The sequence below is a fragment of the Actinophytocola sp. genome (assembly GCF_036002505.1).
Lineage (GTDB): Bacteria > Actinomycetota > Actinomycetes > Mycobacteriales > Pseudonocardiaceae > DASYTH01.
The window spans coordinates 1-19,155 of sequence record NZ_DASYTH010000335.1; the positions used below are offsets into that span (position 1 = coordinate 1).

Sequence of the window (19,155 nt, forward strand, 5' to 3'; positions counted from 1 at the left end):
ATGTACCGCGACATCTTCGGAGCACGCGAGGCCGGTATGTGGACCGTGATGTTCGATTCCGATCAGGGAAGAAAGACCCATTTCGACTGCATGCCCGACTACACGATCACGGACCTTCGGGATCTGGTGAAGATTCTCGACCTGACCTGACGCTGCGATGGAAATCCGGCCAGCCCGACGTCAGACCCTCCCGCCACCCCGGCCCAACGGCGTAGCCTCGGCGCGGTGAACGACCAATCTGGGACGACCCAACTCAACGGAGGTCCCCATGAGCAGTTCGCAACAGGGCGCTGAGACCGCGGCAGAGGCGTCCGGCCGCACAGCCGTCCCGATGCGCTACGAGGTCACGGTGTTGCCGGTCGCCGACGTCGACCGCGCCAAGTCCTTCTACCAGCGCCTCGGATGGCGTCTTGACGCCGACTTCCCGATCGACGAGCACTTCCGGGTGGTGCAGTTCACCCCACCGGGCTCGCCGGCCTCGATCCAGTTCGGGACGGGAACGTCGACGATGGCGCCCGGCTCAATGCAGGACATGTTTCTGATCGTCGAGGACATCAACGCCGCCCGAGACGAGTTGATCAAGAACGGCGCGGACGTCAGCGAGGTCTGGCACGGACGAGGTCTGGGAACCGAGGGACGCGAGCCCGGCCCGGACCCAGAACGCCGCTCGTACCGCAGCTGGGCATCGTTCACCGATCCCGACGGCAACCGCTGGCTGCTGCAGGAGATTACGGAGCGGCTCCCGGGGCGGGTGTGACTGATGGACGTTGCAGCTCTTGCCGAGCTCCTACATGAGACGTCCCTGCATCACGGCTCCTTTGAGGCGGTCGCCCCACCGCACGACTGGTGGGACTGGTACGCGGCGTACATGCACGCGCGTGAAGCCGGGAGCACCCCGGACGAGGCCGCCGCGGCCGCCGGGCGTTACATGGCAGAGGTCAAGCACATTGTCGTCCCATCCGCTTGACGCCGGCACTGGTCGCTCGGAGGTCGGCTTGGACGGCGAGTCGTTTCGGCTCACCGTCGCCGACGAGCTGGAGCGGTCCTGGCCCGGCTCCACGGGTACGCCGAGCCGCCCAAAGCAGTAACGGAGCAGAGGAGTTGAGATCGTGGACGGCGCGCCCGTGCCTGTGGCGATCGTTGACAGCCGCATCGAGGCGGAACTGATCGTCGGCATGCTGCGCAGTAACGGCTTGAGGGCAGCCTTCGCGGCAGACGATGTCGGAGGACAGGAGCCGCAGCTGCAAAGGCAGGGCGTTCGCGTGCTGGTTGCCCCCTCCGATGAAGCCACGGCCCGTCGGCTCCTAGCCGCTGCCGATGACGCTGCCGGACCGGTCGGCGGCGGCTAGCTCCCGGATCCTTCCCGCCGGCGCGGGCATTGCGCGGCTGGCGCGCTGCGCTGGTTGCTGCCCGGTTGAACAGCGGTCCCTCGCGATGAACGCCCCCGGCCAACAGACAGGTCCGTGCCGCTGCCCGTCTGCGCCTAGCGTCATCGCCTCCGGGTCCTGCCCGAACCCCGCCCGCACAGGGCGACCCGTCACCCACCAAACCCGAGGAGGTCCGCGATGGCCACCGCCGACTCCAGCAGGGCCCAAGCTATGCGCGGCATACCGGACCGCGCCGGTGCCGGTGCAGCGGCACACCCTCGACCCGCTCCGCGACACGACGCCCAGGTTCCCGACTCCGCCGCAGGCACCCTAGGATCCCGTCATTCGAAGCCGGTTGACCAGGGGTTCCTGGGCGTGCGCGGCTGGCGCTACGCTGACTGGCACGATGGCTGCGATGGGGGGTCCCGCCCCGCGTTCAGCGCGTTCCTTCGTAGGTCGCGACCGGGAAGTCGCGGAACTTCTGGCCGGCCTGGAAGACGCGATCGACGGCCGGGGACGACTGTTTCTGATCGTGGGCGAGCCTGGGATCGGTAAGACCTGGCTCGTCGAGCACCTGGCGTGGCGCGCGAGCGCGCAGGGGATCTGTGTCTACCGGGGTCGATGCTGGGAGGGTGGGGGCGCACCGCCGTTCTGGCCGTGGGGCCAGGTGATCGGTGCGCTCGCCGAGGACCACGACGATCAGACCATCGCCTCCTGGCTGGGTGCGGGGACGGCCCATGTCGCTCAACTGGTCCCGGGCCTCGCCGGACGCTTGGGGACAACCGCGGTCCCGGAGGTTGCCTCGCGCGAGCCCGACGCGGCGCGCTTCTACCTGTTCGAGGCGGTCACCGGCCTCTTCAGGCGTGCGGCGTCGGCGCAGCCGATGCTGCTGGTCTTCGACGATCTGCATGCGGCCGACGAACCCTCCCGGTTGTTGCTGGAGTTCCTGGCGCGGCAGTTGCGCGGCGTCCGGCTGCTGGTCGTGGGGACCTTCCGCGACGTCGAGGCGGCGCGATCGGGCACCGGCGATGCGATGGGGCGGCTGGTACGCGAAGGGCAGCTCATCAACCTTCGAGGGCTGGGCCGCGACGACGTGAAAGACCTCATCGAGATTCACTCGGGAGTGGTGCCTTCGCCGGCGCAAGTGGCCGCCGTCCACGAGCGAACGGAGGGTAACCCGCTGTTCGTCCGCGAGATCGTACGCCTGCTGGCCGTCGAGGCCACCCTGCAGCGTCCCGGCCGGGGCGGGGTGCCGATCCCCGACAGCGTGCGGGCGGTGATCGGGCTTCGGCTGACGCCGCTGCCTCCCGACGCGGTCCAGGTGCTGTCCGCGGCCGCGGTGGTGGGCCGGGAGTTCGACCTGGCGCTGGTTGGCCCGGCCTGCGAGCTGCCGGTCGAGCGCGTCCTCGGCGGGTTGTCGGAGGCGGCGGCCCTCGGCGTCATAGCCGAGGAGGAAGGCGCCGCCGGCAGGTACCGCTTCTCGCACTCCCTCATGCGAGAGGTGCTGTACGAGCGGCTGCCGATCCCGGCCCGAACCCAGCTGCACTGGCGGGTTGGTGAGGCGATCGAGCGCCAGTACGGCACCGGGTCGCAGGCCCACGTCGCCGAACTGGCCCGCCACTTCGCCGAGGTCGCGACCGCCGGCGGGGAGGCCGGCAAGGCGCTGACGTATGCCCGCCGGGCCGGCGACCGGGCCATGGGTATGTACGCCTACGAGGAGGCGGCCGCCGAGTACCAGCGGGCCCTGCAGGCGCTGCGGCTCGCCGGCCCGGACGAGCCTGCCCGCTGCGAGTTGCTGCTGCGGCTGGGCGCTGCCCAGTCCCGAGCGGGCAACTATCAGCAGGCCAAGCAGAGCTGCCTGCAGGCTGCCGAGATCAGCAGGCGGCTCGGCGCACCGGAGCAGCTGGCCCGCGCCGCGCTCGGGTTCGGCGAGCGGCAGGTCGAGGGCGGCCTGGTCAACCGCGAGCTCGTCGCGCTACTGCAGGAGGCCCTCGATGGCCTGAGCCCTCACGATTCGGCGCTTCGCGCGCGGCTGCTGGGCCGTCTGTCCCTGGAGCTCACGTTCTCCGACGAGCCGCGGCGCACCGAGTCGCTCAGCGGGCAGGCGATCGACATGGCCCGCCGGCTCGCCGACCCGGTAGCGCTGCGCACCGCGGTCGATGCCAGGTGGATGGCGGTGTGGGGTCCGGACGGGCTGGATGAACGTACCGCGCTGGCAGCAGAGATCCTGCGGCAGGCACGGGAGACCGGCGACCGCGAGCTGGAGATGGGTGGTTACGCCTACCGGGCGGCCAGCTCGCTCGAATCGGGCGATGCTCAGGCGCTCCAGGCCGACATCGCGGCCCACGCCCGGCTGGCCGAGGAGCTGCCCGCGGCCATCGACCGATGGTCAGCGACGACGATGCGGGCGCTGCGAGCGCTGCTGTATGGCTCCTTTGAGGACGCCGAGCGGCTGGCCGACGAGGCTTTGGCCGCGCATCCGGGGCGACCCAACGTGGTGTTCACGCACCTGGTCCAGGTGGCGCTGCTGCGGTGGGAGCAGGGGCGCCTGCCGGAGCTGCGGGACATTTTGCGGACGGTCGTGGACCAGTTTCCCCGGGCCGCGTTCGCAAGGGCATGGCTGTCGCTCGCCGACGCCGAGCTTGGTCGCAGCGATGATGCGCGCAGGGGGCTGCGATGGCTGGCCGAACAGCTTCCCCGGCGACCTCGAGACGGCATCTGGCTGCCGGCGATGGCACTGGCGTCGGTGCTGTCCGCGCACCTGAACGAGCCGGAAGCCGCCGGCGGCCTGTACCCGCTCCTGGCTCCCTACACGGAGCACGTCGTTGCCTTCACGGCACCCCAGCCGGTCGCGTGCTACGGGTCGGTGTCGTTCTACCTGGGCCTGCTGGCCACCGTGACGGCACAGTGGACGGCGGCCGCCGACCACTTCCAGACCGCGATCCGGGCCCATGACCGGCTCGAGGCCGGACCGTTGCTGGCTCGTACGCGCTACGAGTACGCCCGCATGCTGCTGGCCGGGGGCGAGACCGCGGACCGGAATCGGGCGCTGGGACTTCTGGATCAGGCGCTTGCCACCGCCGGCACCCTGCGGATGGCCGCCGTGGCGGATGGGATCCGGACGCTCCAAGCCACCCGCGCCGACGGGATGGTGCCGGCGGGGCCAACGGCGGCCGGGATCGCGCCGCCCGCGCTCCCCAGGAACGTGTTTCGCCGCGAAGGCGAGTACTGGACCGTCGTCTACGACGGCTCGGTGGTACGCCTGCGGGACGCCAAGGGGCTGCGCCACCTGGCCCGGTTGCTGGCCAATCCCGGCCGGGAGTTCCACGCCATCGACCTGGAGACTGCCGGCAACCAGCCACCGCCGGCGGCGTCCCATGCGTCAGGGGCCGGGAGTCGCGAGCGCGAGTTGGCGGTCCGCCCGGACCTGGGTGATGCGGGCGTCCTGCTGGACGCCACCGCCAAAGCCGCCTACCAGACCCGGGTGAGGGAGCTCCGCGCGGAGCTGGAGGAGGCCGAGGCCTTCCACGACCCCGCCCGCGCCGCCAAGGCACGAGCGGAGCTCGACTTCCTGGTGGCGGAGCTGGCCCGCGCGGTGGGATTGGGCGGCCGCGACCGCCGGGCGGCCTCCCACGCCGAACGGGCTCGGCTGAATGTGTCCAGGGCGATCCGGGCGGCGATGGCCAATCTGGCCCGCGACAACCCGTCCCTGGGGCGGCATCTGGCCGCGACGATCCGGACCGGCCGCTACTGCTCGTACGGTCCTGATCCGCGCGCGCCGATCACCTGGGACCGCTGACCCGGGCCCAAACCGCACGCGGCCTGAACAAGCGTGCACCCCGATTGAACGCCCCCAGGAGCGGACGACGGATCTCTCGAGGGAGGAGCCGTGGTGCGCGGTGGAGGCGTTCTCGGGAGGTGGCGGCCATGCTGATCCACGTCTGGATCGAGGGCCGCCAACCGCTGGAGGGGACCGCGGCGATCGAGGGTGGCGAGCCGCTGCACTTCGACGGGTGGCTGGAGCTGCTCAGGGTGGTTTCCGAGTTGGTCGCCGCGGGGCCCCCTGGCGGAGATCCGAGCACGGCGAAGCGGGCCGATGCAAGGGCTGACCCAACAACCGGGGAGAGGATGCGCGATGCGAATCGGATTGACGACGATCTACGTTGACGACCAGGACCATGCCGAGCGGTTCTACACCGACGTCCTCGGCTTCCAGATCAAGACCAGCGCCCCCTACGGTCCTTCCGAACGCTGGTTGAGCATGGTCTCCCCGGAGGAGCCGGACGGGGTGGGTTGGCAATGCACCTCGCCGACGAGCCCGCGCGGGCCTTCCAGGCGGCCCGCCGCCAGATCGGGCGGCCGGTGCTATCGCTGCGCACCGCGGACTGCCAGAGTGAAGCCGAACGGCTCAAGGCCAAGGGCGTCGTGTTCGTCATGGAATCTACAAAGATGCCCCACGGCGGCACCGATGCGGTCTTCGACGACACCTGCGGCAACCTGCTCGACCTCCACCAGGACTGAACAGCGCAACCGCCACGGGCTACGGGTGCGCGTCCCGCACCGGCGATTACCGTCAGCCATCAGAACGGAAGGAGGGACGATGTCGGACCGTGCGTCTCGACGGTAGCGGCATGACGGCCAAAAGTGGGAGCGCTGGGACGACGGTGCCGCGTGACAGCCGTGGATGGACATGACCTTTACCCGGATGTCATAGGTCGGGCAGGTGCCCTTGAACAACGGTTCACCTGGATTGCACGCCCTGGGTGTAGCAATCGCGGCCGGGTCGCCAGAGCGACGACCACCCACCTGACACCCCACGACGGACCGCCATCCCAGCAACCCGGGAGGAGGACGAATGCAACACCGGATCGTGTACCGGCTGACCTTCCTGGCCGCGGCGTTGTCGCTCGCGCACCACCTGGACCACGTCATCCGCCACAATGCGGTCGGCTGGCCACTGACCGGCGAGGTCAACGCGTTCACCCTGAGCCTGATCATCTACCCGATCATCATCACCGGCCTGCTGCTGTACCGCGCCGGCCGGGTGGGGCCCGGCTTCTGGGCGCTGGTCTCCGGCGGCGGCGCCGTCTTCGTCAGTGCCGTCCACTTCGGCCCGTACGCGGTGGAGCCGCCGGCGATGATCCTCGACGGGTACGACTGGCCGGTCGTTGGCTGGCTGGCCTTCGTCGTGCTGGTGACGTTCGTGACGGTGCTGGCAGTCACCTCGCTCTACGAGACTCGGGTCTGGTGGCAGCAGCACCAGGCGCGGCGCGCCGCCCGGTCCGCGACAGACGCGGAGGGCCGGCCGTGACCCCGGCAACGCCGCCCGCCATGCAGCCGTCGGGGAACGCGCTCGCCGGCCTCCAGGCAGCGCCCGCGACGTTGCGGGGCGCTCCGTTGCTGGTGCCCACCCGGATCGGCCTCTGGGTCGGGGTGCAACTGGTGGTGGCCGGCCTTCTGATCCTCAGCGGCGCGACCGTGGCGGGTCACGCTCTCAACGCGGCGGCCGCATGGTGGATGATCTACGCCGTGGTCGTCGACCTGGGCACCCTCGGTGTCATCTACTGGTTGGTCCGTCGCCAGGGCATCTCATACCGCAGCCTGCTCGGGCCACCGGCGGCGGCCTGGCAGGTCGCGCTCGGCGCGCTCGGCGTCCTGGCGGCGACAGTGCCGGCAGTTGCCTGCGGTGCCGAGATCAACAAAGCTTTCTACGGTGACGCTACCTTGCCGATGTTCGCCGTAGTGGATGTCCCGACATGGGCCAGCGTATTCGGCGTCCTGGTCGTACCGGTGCTCACCGAGCTGGCTGAACCCGTCGCGTACCTGGGAATCCTCTTGCCCTGGCTAGAACGGCGTATCGGCCGGTCCTGGCTGGCCGCCACGGCCGTGGTCATCATCTGGGCAGCCGAGCACGCCTTCGCCCCGCTGCTGACCGAAGACGGCGGCATCGACCTCGTCTTCGCCGGCTACCGCGTGGTGTCGGTGCTGCCATTCCTGGCCGCCTGGACCGCGCTGTACTACGCGTTCGGGCGGCGGCTGCTCCCGATCATGGTGGCAAGGTGGGTCTTCAACGGCGGCTCGGCTGTTGCTGTGGCCCTCAACCTGGTCGGATGAGGACCATATGCAGAACCGCCGCCGGCTTGTATCCTCGGCGCCGCCACGAAGGTGATCATCCTGTGACTCAACCGGAATGCCATCTCTCGGTAGGATATCTGCCCGGTGGCGACAGCGTGTAGCTCAGTCAGCAGAGCACCGGGCTGCGGACCCGGAGGGCGCGGGGGCGAAGCCCGCCACGTTGGCAATGGACGAGAACGAGACACCTACGCAGGTCGGCACCGGCTACCCCCTGGGTCAGACTGAGGTTCAACCTGGCCAGCGGATTGCGTCGAGAAATTCCTCTACGGCTGCGATCACCCGAGCCAGCACCGCGATCGAGTCGGTCAGCGGGCCCGGCACATACATCCCGTGGTCAGCGCCGTCGACCTCCAACAGATATGGGGTAAGCCGGCGGGCGAGCCGACCATCCCACAGTCTGTCGGCCGTGCCGCCCACGAGCAGGAACGGAGCGCTCGCTGCGTCGAACGCCGCGGCCGCCCACGGCGCAGTCAGCAGCGGCGTGAGCCACACCGCCGGCAGGGAATTCTCGGCGGCAAGCGCCGCGGTGAGCGTGCCGAGCGACTTACCGATCAGCAACGGACGATCACCAGCCGTCTCGAGAAGGGGCCAGACTTCATCCCGCACCCAGCCCTCAAGCCGCGGACCGAACTCCATCGGCGGGTCGTGCGACCACGAGTGCCTGTGCACCCTCGCGCCCCGCCGCTCAACCAACTCCCCGACATACATGAGCAACCCCGCGGCCGGCCCAAACGCCCCGCCGGGAATCACGACAGCGTCAGCCATGTCGATGACCGTACAGCCACCCGGACACGCGGAGAGAGTCCAATGCCGACGGTCGCGCGATGGCTCTCGGAGTAGTGATGCCCTGGTCCCGGTGTTCGGCCGTCCCGTTTGCCGCGTCGGTCACCGTGGCGAGCAAGCCATGGAAGGCTTCCGAGGATGGTCCGCATGCGCGCAGGTGTGCTGCGATACCGGGATACCGCTGCGCCGGGAGTCACTGCTCAGCTGTTCTGCTTGGTCTGGCCGTCCCGCGTCGCAGACACAGACCGAGCGCGCGGCTCCCGACGCGCCGTCGAGCGGTAGACAGCGACACCGCACGGGCCCAAGATGTGCTTCACGCAGCAACGAATCTTGGCTGGGAGGCTGTGATGGACATCATCGTCCTCGTCGGACGTATCCTTTTCGCGTACCTGTTCCTCACCTCCGGCGTCGCCCACTTCGCCAAAAGGCAGATGATGGCGGGCTACGCGGCGTCCAAGGGTGTACCCGCTCCCATGGCGGCCGTCCTGGGCGGCGGAGTCCTCCTGCTGGCCGGCTCGCTGAGCGTGCTGCTCGGCGTGTGGGCCGATCTCGGAGCGCTGCTGCTGGTCGTCTTCCTCGTGCCGACCGCGGTGTTGATGCACGGCTTCTGGAGGGAGCGCGACCCGCAGGCGCGCATGAACGAGACGACTCAGTTCAGCAAGGACATCGCGCTGGCCGGTGCGTCGCTGATGCTGTTCGCGTTCTTCTCCTTCACCGGTGACGACCTCGGCCTGACTATCACCGGTCCGCTCTTTCACATCCGCTGATCTGTCTGCCGCCGGAGGGGTCAACCCGAGCGGCCGCAGGTGCGCCGCCATCAACAGGGCGGCCTGTCCGGGCGGCCGACCGGTCGTACCGGTCGCATCGCCAGCCGCAGCGGGTGCCCGCCGAGGCGGAAGCGGCGATCTGCCGGCTGCGCACCTCGCCCGAACTGGGGACACAGCCACTCTGGGCGACCGGACCACACCATAAGCCCGGTTACACGCCAAGACCCGTCATCCCGCGGGAATGGCGGCGGTGACCTCGACCTCAACCAGCATTTCCGGAACCGCCAGCCCCGCGACCCGCAGGAACGTGTGAGGCGGGCGCGGAGCGCCCTCGAGTGCCTCACCCTGAATCTGGAAGTACGTCCAGATGTCCGCCGGCTCAGTCACGTAGGCGGTCATCCGCACGATGTCGTGCATCGTCGCGCCATGGGCGGCGAGCAAAGACTTGATCTTCGCGAACGCGATTCGCGTTTGCTCGGCAAAGTCCACTCCGCCCAGGATCTCCACGGTGGCTGGATCGGTGGCGTCGGGGTTCTCAGCGCCGACGCCGGACAGGAACAGCAGCTTTGCGTTCCCCTCGATCACAGCGACGTCAGAGAAGATGTCCTTTGCCCACCCCTTGTTATGACTGTAGTTGTTCTTGACGAACGTGTTGTCAGCCACTGCTCCCCCTGATTGGTGTGGAGGAATGGACGCGGGTCGGAAGGCCCGATCCCCGATGGTGGTACGGGCGGTGAAGCGGCGGTGAGGATAGTCAATCGTGCCGTGTGATCGTCTCAGGTGTCCACCATCAGGGGGCAAGTGCGTCCGCAGCCCACCGAATAAGAATTGTCGTTCCCGGCTGGCGGAAAGCCCTCGACGCCCTAGCCCTGGCCTACCCCCGACCGCCTCGACTTCTACTTGACATAACGGACCCCTAGATCACCTCATGCAGAAGTCCTGACAGGCCCCGTCCGAAGTCCTGGACGACCACCGCGCCCGCTGCTAGTTTGAGATCCTTAGGTCGTGAAGTAAACGATTACACACTCCAGCTATTGCAGGCACTCGATCCGCCCGACGCACCGCGGGGCTTGGGTAGAGGAGTTCGTTCGCCTGGCTCAATTTGCAGTCCTCGAGGGACTGTAAATCGGCTGTGATCGTTAGACCGCAGTAGCGGAAGGGACCACGATGATAAGGATCATGCGCCCGGCAATCGCGTTGATGGCAGCAAGCAGCATGGTGATGGCCGTGGCTGCCTGTAGCGGCGGCGACAGCCAGAACGAGAATTCAACCGGTCCGTCGGCCGGCGCGAAAGCCTCGGGCACCGTCACCTGGTGGGGATGGACGCCGGACACCCCGGTGGCGCAGCGCTACATCGCCCAGTTCAACAAGGTCTACCCCAACATCACGATCAAGTACACCAACTACGAGAACGCCGACTACGCCCCCACCATGTCTACCGCGTTCCAGACTGGCGCCGGTCCCGATATCTTCGACGTGTCCGCGGGTGGCAATGTGGGCGGCAAGCAGCTCTGGGGCGACTACGCCATGGACCTGGCCCCGGTTGGCAAAGCGGCCCTCGGCGACGCCTGGAAGGACCAGTTCGCACCGGGATATGTCGACCAGCTGACCTTCGAGGACAAGGTGGTGGCCCTGCCTCTGGGCGGCGTGGCGGCCGGCTTCTTCTGGATCGACAAGAACTTGTTCGACGCTAACGGCGTGCCGACCGAGCTGAAGACCTATGCCGATCTCAAGGCCGCCTGCGACAAGTTCGCGAAGGCCCGTGTGCAGTGCTTCACCATGGGCACCAACTCGACCGATACGTTCTCGACCGAGCTGCTGCGAACGATCATGAACTCGATCGATCCGACGTACTACCTGCGGGCGCTGCACGGCAAGGCCAGCTGGAATGACCCGGTCTTCACGCAGTCGATCGACATCATGCGTCGAATGCAGGACGACGGGATCATCGGCCAGGACGCGACGTCGATCAAGCAGTACCCGGAGGCCAACAACAATTTCTTGTCGCAGAAGGCTGCGATCGTGCAGATGGGCACCTGGTACGCGCAGTACGCCGCCAAGGCGTCCATGACGGCCTCGATGCAGGGTGCCGGTGTGAGCAACCCGAAGCCGTTCACCATGATGCCCATGGTGAGCCCAGACCTCGTCGGTAAGGGCATCGTGCCGCAGTACGTGGGTGAGGCGGACTACGGCCTCGCCATCAATGAAAAGGCCAAGAACCCCGAGGCCGCGAAGACGTTCATCACCTGGCTGTCCGCTACCAAGGAGGGTCAGCAGATCGTTGCCAACGCGATCGACCTGGTGCCCGCGTTGAAGGGTGTGCAGGCCGATTGGAACAACCTCGGCCTGGTGTCGCCCGACATCCAGATCCCGGCCTTCAAGAAGCTGTTCGCAGATGCGGCGGCCGTGCAGGAGTCCCGCAATCTGTACATCGCGGCGGAGACGGGTAACGCTCAGGTGATCGCGGTCCAGCAAGCTCTGGCTGACCGGTCCAAGAGCTCGGCGCAGATCGCCAAGCAGGCCGAGGCCGCCTCGGTCGACGTGCCGGAGGAGTGACGCCGACACCGGTCAACGAAGGGGACGGTTGCCATGGCAACGCCGGTGACAGCGGCACCCAGCAAGCCTCCGGCTCCAGGCCGCCGGGCGAGATTCGGTGGTGGCGCCTCGCGCAGGCGCCACCAGCGGACGCCCCCCGGATTGCGGTGGATCCTCCCGGCGTTCGTGCTGTGTGTTGGCCTGATCTACTTCTGCATCGGTTACTCGGGATACATCTCGTTGCTCCCGTGGAACTGGCGGCCTAACCGTCCCGAGACGATCGAAGGTTTCGACTCGTACGTCAGGGCCTTCCACAGCCCATTGTTCTGGACGAGCCTGGAGCACACGCTGGTCTTCTTCATCGCAGCGTTCGTGGTCCAGTGCGTCATGGGGATCCTCTTCGCGGCGCTGCTCCACTCGAGGGTGTATGGGGCAACGATCTTCAAGGTGCTCATCTTCGTGCCGGTCGTGATCGCGCCGGCCATCATGGCGCCGGTCCACCGGCGGGTGTTCGCGGTGGACGGACCGATCAACTGGATCCTGCAACACCTGGGACTCATCCACGTCAATGAGCTCGGTAACCGCGCTTGGACCGGATGGGTCTCCTGGTTGCTGACGCACCTCGGGATGGAAAACGTCACCCCTAACTGGATTCAACCGGCCACGTCATTGTGGGTGATCATCGCGGTGCAGATCTGGAGCTCGATCGGCATGGCGTTCATCCTTTTCTACGCGGCGATGGGTCAGATCGATCCCGACCTGCTGGAGGCGGCGCGGATCGACGGCGCGGGCAACATCCGCGCGCTTGTCTCGATCGTGGTGCCTAACATGAAAGCCACCATCCTGGCGCTGGCCATCCTCAACGCGATCACCGCGCTGAAGCTGTTCGACTACCCGTACCTCATCACCGCGGGCGGTCCGGCGCACTCCTCAGAGTTCCTGGGGACCTACATCTACGCCGAGCTCTTCGGTGTCTCGCGCCACTACGGTTACGCGGCCACCCTGTCGATCTTGCTGCTCGTCCTGGCCTTGGGGGTTTCCATCATCATGAGCGTGACGGCCCGTGAACGCAGGGCGGTCCCGGACATCAAGGGGAGGCGGGGCTAGATGTTCGAGACACGAAACCGACGGGCCCGGATCGGGTTGACGGTCATCACGGCCGTCCTGGTGATTCCCTTCGTCATACCGTTGTTCACGATGGTCCACGGCTCACTGCAGGGCTCTGGATGGGCCAATTACCTGAGCGTTATAAGGCTCAACGGCTTCTGGCTGTACTTCCGGAACTCGATCATTATCTCGCTCGCGACGATCGCCCTCGTCTACATACTGACGATGACGGCCTCGTTCGGCTTCTCCAAGCTCCGCATCCGCAATAAGGAGGTCTACTTCTGGCTGATGATGGGTGCTCTGACGATGCCGGAGGTCGTTCTGCTGACGCCGCTGGTGATCCTGGCGTCCGAGTCCGGCACGGCCGGGACCTACTGGGCAGTGATCATCCCGTTGGTGGCCCTGCAGATACCCTTCACCGTCCTGCTCACCCGAAGCTACGTGGACGGCGTCCCCGATGCGCTGTTCGAGGCCGCCCGGATCGACGGGGCGGGGACCTGGCGGCAGTTCTGGAACGTGCTGGTGCCGCTGGCGAAGCCCATGGCAGTGGCCATCATTGTGCTGGTGCTCATCAACTCCTGGAACGCGTACCTGCTGCCGCTGGTGCTGCTGGGCCAGTCGGAAGGGCACATGGTGGTCACCCAGCTGCCCAACTCGTTCAAGACCCAGTACACGGACGATCAGACAAAGATCTTGGCCGGGGCGGTCCTGGCCGCGCTGCCCGAAATCATCGCCTACATCGCCCTCCAACGGCACTTCGAGCGCGGCATGGCAGCAGGGGCGATCAAGTGACAGTCATCGAACGGGTGCGGCGCCCAGGCGATTGTGGTCGGCCGGTCGCGTAGTCGTCACGGACCCCAAACGCGGCGACCACGCACGAAGACGTGCTGGCGGCGCTCGACAAGGCGGTGGCGCTCGACTGTGCTCACTGGCGGCGCTCAGCGCGGCCGAGCTGCCCTGCGCCGGCTGCCGTCGCCGCGGAGCCGCGGGACCGCGACGGGGTCCGCCGCCTCAGCCGGCTTCACGGGATTCAACGCCGTCCGCCGGGTACTGTCGCGCGTCCGCAGAGTCGGGGCGAGCACCACCTCGCGAGCCGCCCCGGTGTAGCCCTCGATGCGGCTGAGCAGCAGCCGCGCCGCCTCCTGGCCGATATCGTAGTTCGGCTGCGCGACCGCGGTCAGCGACGGCTTCAACAGCGGCGCCCAGACGGGATCGTCGAAGCCGACGACCGCGACATCAGCCGGCACGCTCAGCCCGGCGTCATCGAGCGCCCGCAGCGCGCCCAGTGCCATCATGTTGTTGCTCACGAAGATGCCATCGGGCATTTCCCGGCGGGCGAGCAGTTTCTGAGTGGCTAGGTAGCCGCCCTCCTCGCGGAAATCCCCGACTTCCACCTCGCGCGCCTCGGCGGCGCGCCCGGCCGCCAGCAGCGCGCGCTGATAGCCCGCGTACCGGTCGGCGCCGGTGGTCGTTTCGAGCGGCCCGCAGACGCAGGCCAGGCGCCGGCATCCGACGGAGATGAGATGGGCTGTCGCCTGCTGGGCGCCGTGTATGTTGTCCACCAACACGTGGTCGAGCGCGACGTCGCTCAGCCGCCGGTCCACGGTGACGACCGGGATGCCGCGGCTAAGCACCGGCTGCACGTCCGTCTGCACCGGCGACGCGGGGCTCAGGATGACGCCGGCGACTGCCTCGGCCGCGGCGAGCCGCAGGTAGGTGGCCTCACGCGCGAGGTCCTCGCCGGCGTGGCAGAGGATGACCGAGTTACCGCGGCTGAACGCGACCTCCTCTACCCCTGGGATGAGCTCGGTGAAGAACGGGTTGCGGATGTCGGAGATTATGACCGACCAGACGCTGCTGCGCTGCGTCCGCAGTCGGCGGGCCACCCGGTTGGGTTCGTAGCCGGTCTCCTGCGAAGCTGCCCGCACCTTGGCCGCGAGCTCGGCGGTCACCTCCGCCGTCCCGTTGAGCACCCGGGAGACCGTCGCGGTGGAGACTCCCGCGCGGCGCGCGACGTCAAAGATCGTGGTCATCGGGCGCCCATCATGGGCGGCGACGATCGGCGTCCCACCGGCGACATCACCCTCTCACTCACCGACCGTCGTGTCCCACCCTCGCGTCGCAGCGTGTCGCATCGCAGCCGGGCCTGCTCAGATCGCCGTCGACTCGGGCCCACAGGTCGATGTCGCCTATCGACGGCGTGCCGGTCGGTCTCGGCCAGCTCGTCGGCGTCAGGTGTAGACAGATGCCGAGCGGTATCCATCCACGACACTACCGCCGGAACGTCGTTCTGTCATCGTTTACACCGCTGACGCGATTCATCGGACTTCTTCGGGTGGGCCGGGGCGGGGTGTCACCGGCCGGTAGCGCGGCTGTACCGCATCGGCTTGCCGTAAGCCTTGCACGGCAACCGTTCTCTGGGTCGCTTTCTCAACTGCGAGGGATGCAGCTCTAGATCTGTCCCAATCCGGATGGGCTGAGTGGAAACGATTACACCGCCGTGGCAAGGCCGTTGCGGCGGGTGACGCCGGCGAACCAACGGGCGCTGTCCTTGGGGATGCGCCGCTGGGTCTCGTAGTCGACGTAGACCAAGCCGAACCGCTTTGAGAAGCCCCACGCCCATTCGAAGTTGTCGATCAGAGTCCAGACGAAGTAGCCGCGAAGGTCGATGCCGTCGTCGATGGCCCGGCGGGCGACCCGGAAGTGGTCGTCGAGGTAGGCCACCCGTTGCGGGTCGGCGACGGTGCCGTCGGGCCCAAGCTCGTCGGCGAAGGCGGCACCGTTCTCGGTGATGTAGAGCGGGATCGGTCCGTACTCGCGTTGGACCCGTTCGAGGACGTCGTAGAGACCCTGGGGGTCGATTTCCCACCCCATCTCGGTCTTTGGCAGACCGCGGTCGACCGACTGCACGTCGGCGCTGCCAACCCAGGCCGACGCCCGCGTCGAGGTCGGCTGCCGGGCCCCGGAGGCGCGGACCACGTGGCGGGTGTAGTAGTTGACGCCGAGCACGTCCAGGGGAGCGTTGATAACCTTCTCGTCGCCGCCGGCGACGAACGCCATGTTGCTGATCTCGGCCACGTCCCGGCGCAGGTCCTCGGGGTACCGGCCGCGCAGCAGCGGGTCGAGGAAGATCCGGTTGCTGACGGCGTCCACGCGTCGGGCTGCGTCGGCGTCTGCGGGGGCATCACTGGCCGGATCGACAGGGTACAGGTTCAGGGTGATGCCGAGCGTGCTGGAGGCGTCCTGGCTGCGCATCGCTTGTACGGCCAGCCCGTGTCCGAGCATCAGGTGGTGCGCCGCCGCGAGCGCCGCGCCGGGCTCCGTCCGTCCGGGGGCGTGGTGGCCGTTGGCGTAGCCGAGGAAGGCCGAGCACCACGGCTCGTTCAGGGTGGTCCAGTGGCGGATGCGGTCACTCAGCCGGTCGTGAACCGCGGCGGCGTATTCGGCGAACCGCTCGGCGGTGTCGCGCACCGGCCAGCCGCCGGAGTCCTCGAGCACCTGCGGCAGGTCCCAGTGGTAGAGCGTGACCCAGGGCTGGATCCCACGGCCAAGGAGCTCGTCGACGAGTCGGCTGTAGAAGTCGACTCCGTCGTGGTTGAGGCCGCCGCGTCCGCCGGGCTGCAGTCGTGGCCAGGCCAGCGAGAAGCGGTAGTGGGTGACACCGAGGTCGGCGAGGAGTCCCACGTCTTCGCGGTAACGGTGATAGTGGTCGTCGGCGACGTCGCCGGTGTCGCCGTTCTGCACCTTGCCGGGCGTGTGGGCGAACGTGTCCCAGATCGACGGGCTGCGCCCGCCCTCATGCACCGCACCTTCGATCTGGTAGCTGGCAGTGGCCGCGCCCCAGGCGAACCCGTCCGGAAAGCGCAGCACGTCGCCCACCGAACCGGGACCCGGCGCGGCAGTCATGCCCTCGCTGCTCATCTCTCGTCCTTCCTTTTCCTAAGGCGCCCCGCCGCACGTTCGGCCTCGCTCCGCTACCACTGCCACAGCTCGGACGGAGCTGCCAGGGGCCCGAGGGCGTCCCACAGCGCATCGGGAATGGTCCACTCGGCCAGCCGGAGGGTTTCGTCGACGCGTTCCGGACGGGAAATTCCCACGATCGTCGAGGTGATGCGTGGATCCCGGGTGGAGAACTGCAGGGCCGCCGCCGCGATCGGCACGTCATGGTCCCGGCATGCCGCCTCCATCGCCCGGACCCGCTGGAGGATCTCCGGATGGGCCGAGTGGTACGCGTAGTCGGTGCATGTCGCGCTGCCCTTAGCGAGGATGCCACCGCCGAACGGCGCGCCGTTGACCACGCCGATCCCCAGGTCCACCGCCTCGTCGATCAGATCCCCGGCGGATCGGTCGACGAGCGTCCACCGGTTGTGCGTGATCAGCGCCTCGAACGCCCCCGTTTTCAGGTACTGGGACATGAGCGCCACCGGACCGCCAGCGACGCCGATGTGCTGCGCGACGCCCTCGTCTCTCAGCTTGAGCAGCGCCTCCACCGGGCCTCCGGGTGCCATGCCCTCGTCGAAGGAGATGTGCTCCGGATCGTGCAGGTACAGCAGCTGGATCGTGTCGAGACCGAGGCGGGCGAGACTGCCCTCGGCGGAGCGGCGGACCTGGTCCCCGGAGAAGTCCCCGGTGCTTGCGTCCCGATCGACCTTGGTGGCGAGCACGAATCCCGGTGGGAGGCCACCGGCCTCGGCCAACGCGGCCCCGATCCGGCGCTCGCTCTCGCCGTCGCTGTACCCGGCGGCGGTGTCGAGGAAGTTGATGGGCCCGTCAAGGACTCGCCTGGCGGTGGCGATGCCACGTTCCGCTGGGACGTCGTAACCGAAGTTCTCGGGCATGCTGCCGAGCGGGCCGCCGCCCACGCACACCGGTGTCACCTGCAGACCGGTGCGACCCAGCGGGCGCCTGGACAGGGCGCCGGTCGGCGCGCTCATCGGGCGGTGACCGCCTGCAGCGGGACCCCGTCCAGATCGGACACCGTCGGGGCCACGTGGTGGAAGATCGGCGCCGCCTCCTTCGGGCGCCGTTGCGCTGCCGTCCGTTCCCGCTCGAAGACGGGGCTGGCCGCCAGCCAGTGCACCCGCTCATGTGGCGGCCACGGCACGTGATCGAACGGAGTGAGATCGAGCATCGACTGGTAAAAGTCCAGGGAGCGGTCAATGTCGCTGCTACCGATTTCGACGAACTGGAACCCCGGTGGCACGGGCGCCTCCTTGGTGGGTGTCTGCTGCGCCGCTCGGCGGGTCAGTCCTCGACCGCGCCGAGCGTCATGCCAGCGACGAAGCGGCGCTGCATCCGAACGTACACGGCGATGATGGGAAGAACGAGACGAACGGCTTACTGTGAGCGACCCCGGAACAGTCGCGGGCGACGTGGCTATGGAACCTTCGCGACCGGCGCCCGAAGCGACAGGATCTGCCTCGGGTTCGCCACCATCAGCCGGTTGGTCAGCTCGTCGCCGAGGCGCTCGCGGACCCGGGGCAGGAAACGGGCGGGTAGGTACGCCAATCCCGGCATCCCGCCGTATGCCTGGTACCTGCTGCGCCGGGCGACATCGCCGCCGAGCAGCACCCGGCCGGGGTCCCCTCGGGCGATCACGGCTTGCAGGCAGTCGAGGATGGCCGAGTCGGGCGCCTCCCGGTGGCGTGCCATGCCGTCGTAGCCTAGGCAGCTGCCGGCCAGCGTAAGCTCGGCGTGCAGCTCCGGATCGAGGTTGCGGTCAGCGTGCGCGAGGATGACCCGGTCGGCGCTCAGCCCGTCCTCCGCCAGGGCCGCCAGCACCTCCCACGCTGCGGACCCGTGCTCGAGGTGCACCATCACCGGCACCCCCGTTTCGCCGGCCGCGGCGGCGACGGCGGCGACGACCCGACGTTCGAACGCGCTGATCCGCCAGTAACCGATCCCCGCCTTGAGGATCCCAGCCCGTACCGGAGCTCCCGTCGGGCCGACGGCCGGCGCACCCCGCTCGGCGCTGTCCCGGGCCGGCAGCCCGTCGCGAACGTCCGCCGCGAAGCGCGCGGTGAGTTCTGCCGTGTCGCAGTCCAGGATCCAGTGTCCGGCGGCGTAGTGCTCCTGCCGATGAGCCCCGCTGACGTGCACCACGGTCAGCCCGGTGGCGGCACTGACCCGCGCGACCGCGGCGGGGTTGCGACCGAGTCCTGTCGGGGTGGCCTCGACCATCGAGTCGATCCCTGCCCGGCGCAGCGCGGCGGCCTCGCGGCCGCTGGCCTCTTCGTCGTCCAGTTCTTCTCCGCTGAGCAGCGGTGAGACCTGGAACAGGTGCTCGTGGTAATCGCATCGGCCCAGTTCGTTGGCTGGGCGGTCCCCGAGCACGGTACGGACCGCCTTGTCGTCAGCATCCGCGCAGGGTTCGGGGGCGGACATCGCGACGCGACTCCTTTCGACCTGGACGCCTACGAGTAGTGCCACTACATTTCCTCATCCTAGAGCTCGGGCGATGG

General features: G+C 68.3%; 18 protein-coding genes, 1 tRNA gene and 1 pseudogene. 13 read left to right on the forward strand and 7 right to left on the reverse strand.

Annotated features, from left to right (window positions below; translation table 11 throughout):
• Positions 1-268 precede the first annotated feature (268 nt).
• The 9 genes and pseudogenes from VGR06_RS29060 to VGR06_RS29100 all read left to right on the forward strand — a co-directional run bounded on the left by VGR06_RS29060 (position 269) and on the right by VGR06_RS29100 (position 7,666).
• Positions 269-757 carry a VOC family protein gene (locus tag VGR06_RS29060; protein WP_327562341.1) on the forward strand — a complete coding sequence of 163 codons (489 nt, stop codon included), beginning with the start codon at positions 269-271 and terminating at the stop codon, positions 755-757.
• A 3-nt stretch (positions 758-760) separates the two neighbouring features.
• On the forward strand, positions 761-967 hold the full coding sequence (locus VGR06_RS29065) for a hypothetical protein (protein WP_327562342.1): 207 nt from the start codon (positions 761-763) through the stop codon (positions 965-967).
• Between the two features lie 142 nt (positions 968-1,109).
• Positions 1,110-1,349 (forward strand): hypothetical protein, encoded by a 240-nt coding sequence (locus VGR06_RS29070; protein ID WP_327562343.1) that lies wholly within the window; start codon positions 1,110-1,112, stop codon positions 1,347-1,349.
• A 433-nt stretch (positions 1,350-1,782) separates the two neighbouring features.
• A complete protein-coding gene (locus tag VGR06_RS29075; RefSeq protein ID WP_327562344.1) occupies positions 1,783-5,166 on the forward strand; it encodes an ATP-binding protein in 3,384 nt (1,127 codons plus the stop codon).
• Positions 5,167-5,294: 128 nt separating this feature from the next.
• A complete protein-coding gene (locus tag VGR06_RS29080) occupies positions 5,295-5,534 on the forward strand; it encodes a hypothetical protein (protein ID WP_327562345.1) in 240 nt (79 codons plus the stop codon).
• Positions 5,503-5,888 (forward strand): annotated as a pseudogene (locus VGR06_RS29085) (VOC family protein). The gene VGR06_RS29080 and the pseudogene VGR06_RS29085 overlap by 32 nt, the downstream one beginning before the upstream one ends.
• Before the next feature lie 334 nt (positions 5,889-6,222).
• Positions 6,223-6,678, forward strand: coding sequence for a hypothetical protein (locus tag VGR06_RS29090; RefSeq protein WP_327562346.1), 456 nt, complete (start codon positions 6,223-6,225; stop codon positions 6,676-6,678).
• A gap of 92 nt (positions 6,679-6,770) precedes the next feature.
• A complete protein-coding gene (locus tag VGR06_RS29095) occupies positions 6,771-7,481 on the forward strand; it encodes a type II CAAX prenyl endopeptidase Rce1 family protein (RefSeq protein WP_327562402.1) in 711 nt (236 codons plus the stop codon).
• A 112-nt stretch (positions 7,482-7,593) separates the two neighbouring features.
• Positions 7,594-7,666, forward strand: a tRNA-Arg gene (locus VGR06_RS29100).
• A 64-nt stretch (positions 7,667-7,730) separates the two neighbouring features.
• On the opposite strand, the gene VGR06_RS29105 is transcribed toward VGR06_RS29100, so the two are convergent.
• Positions 7,731-8,267: a hypothetical protein gene (locus VGR06_RS29105; protein WP_327562347.1), complete on the reverse strand. Its 537-nt coding sequence runs from the start codon at positions 8,265-8,267 to the stop codon at positions 7,731-7,733.
• Between the two features lie 365 nt (positions 8,268-8,632).
• On the opposite strand from VGR06_RS29105, the gene VGR06_RS29110 reads away from it, so the two are divergent.
• Positions 8,633-9,052, forward strand: a complete 420-nt coding sequence (locus tag VGR06_RS29110; protein WP_327562348.1) for a DoxX family protein — start codon at positions 8,633-8,635, stop codon at positions 9,050-9,052.
• 228 nt (positions 9,053-9,280) lie between these two features.
• On the opposite strand, the gene VGR06_RS29115 is transcribed toward VGR06_RS29110, so the two are convergent.
• Positions 9,281-9,715: a RidA family protein gene (locus VGR06_RS29115; RefSeq protein ID WP_327562349.1), complete on the reverse strand. Its 435-nt coding sequence runs from the start codon at positions 9,713-9,715 to the stop codon at positions 9,281-9,283.
• A gap of 516 nt (positions 9,716-10,231) precedes the next feature.
• Here VGR06_RS29115 and VGR06_RS29120 point away from each other — a divergent pair.
• The 3 genes from VGR06_RS29120 to VGR06_RS29130 are packed head-to-tail and all read left to right on the forward strand — an operon-like array spanning position 10,232 to position 13,486.
• Positions 10,232-11,608: an ABC transporter substrate-binding protein gene (locus VGR06_RS29120; protein ID WP_327562350.1), complete on the forward strand. Its 1,377-nt coding sequence runs from the start codon at positions 10,232-10,234 to the stop codon at positions 11,606-11,608.
• 33 nt (positions 11,609-11,641) lie between these two features.
• Complete coding sequence (locus VGR06_RS29125; RefSeq protein WP_327562351.1) at positions 11,642-12,694, forward strand: sugar ABC transporter permease; 1,053 nt, start codon at positions 11,642-11,644, stop codon at positions 12,692-12,694.
• A 36-nt stretch (positions 12,695-12,730) separates the two neighbouring features.
• Complete coding sequence (locus VGR06_RS29130) at positions 12,731-13,486, forward strand: carbohydrate ABC transporter permease (protein WP_327562352.1); 756 nt, start codon at positions 12,731-12,733, stop codon at positions 13,484-13,486.
• Positions 13,487-13,632: 146 nt separating this feature from the next.
• Here VGR06_RS29130 and VGR06_RS29135 read toward each other — a convergent pair whose 3' ends face one another.
• From VGR06_RS29135 to VGR06_RS29155, 5 genes are all read right to left on the reverse strand, one after another.
• On the reverse strand, positions 13,633-14,727 hold the full coding sequence (locus VGR06_RS29135) for a LacI family DNA-binding transcriptional regulator (RefSeq protein ID WP_327562353.1): 1,095 nt from the start codon (positions 14,725-14,727) through the stop codon (positions 13,633-13,635).
• A gap of 457 nt (positions 14,728-15,184) precedes the next feature.
• The gene (locus tag VGR06_RS29140; protein ID WP_327562354.1) at positions 15,185-16,615 is read right to left on the reverse strand and encodes a GH1 family beta-glucosidase; all 1,431 of its coding nucleotides are present in this window, start codon (positions 16,613-16,615) and stop codon (positions 15,185-15,187) included.
• Between the two features lie 53 nt (positions 16,616-16,668).
• A complete protein-coding gene (locus VGR06_RS29145; protein ID WP_327562355.1) occupies positions 16,669-17,628 on the reverse strand; it encodes an aldo/keto reductase in 960 nt (319 codons plus the stop codon).
• Positions 17,625-17,897 (reverse strand): VOC family protein, encoded by a 273-nt coding sequence (locus VGR06_RS29150; protein ID WP_327562356.1) that lies wholly within the window; start codon positions 17,895-17,897, stop codon positions 17,625-17,627. The genes VGR06_RS29145 and VGR06_RS29150 overlap by 4 nt, the downstream gene beginning before the upstream one ends.
• A 173-nt stretch (positions 17,898-18,070) precedes the next feature.
• Positions 18,071-19,078, reverse strand: coding sequence for a hypothetical protein (locus VGR06_RS29155; RefSeq protein WP_327562357.1), 1,008 nt, complete (start codon positions 19,076-19,078; stop codon positions 18,071-18,073).
• Positions 19,079-19,155 lie beyond the last annotated feature (77 nt).